This window comes from Halalkalibacter flavus, from assembly GCF_036663575.1.
Lineage (GTDB): Bacteria > Bacillota > Bacilli > Bacillales > Bacillaceae_D > Halalkalibacter > Halalkalibacter flavus.
The window spans coordinates 1-441 of sequence record NZ_JAWRVK010000131.1; the positions used below are offsets into that span (position 1 = coordinate 1).

Genomic DNA, 441 nt, shown 5'->3' on the forward strand with positions numbered 1-441 from the left:
TTTATTTATTATACTCGAAAAAATCACCATTGGAGGAACTCGTTATTATTTGCACTACTTTTTATTATCCTAGAGTTAATCTTTGTTTCACTAGGATTTATGATTTACATCCATTGGGCATTAACTATTTCAGCTGCATTTTATATTATTGGTTTTCGAATTACTGCTCACTATGCTCCACGTATTGCATTTTATAACCCTCCTATCCCTTATACTGTATTTTTACTTTGCTTTTCACATACTTTTATTATGTGGGCCGGTGCAATATTTGCCTCGCCATTGCTTAGAATGTATCAATTCAGTCCTGGACTATTTTCTGATTTTATGGCTGATTGCCGTTTTGCAGATCTTTTATCCGGTGACATCTTAGCAATAATTTGTGCACTCATTTTACCTAGAATCCGTAATTGGGCAAAACCGCTAGCACTTGCTATGATTGCT

The 441-nt window shown here is 34.7% G+C and carries 1 protein-coding gene; it reads left to right on the forward strand.

The window, feature by feature from the left end; all coding sequences use genetic code 11:
• Nucleotides 1–441, forward strand: a 441-nt coding sequence (locus tag SAY88_RS24765; RefSeq protein WP_332635087.1) for a hypothetical protein, incomplete at both ends; no start/stop codon positions are given.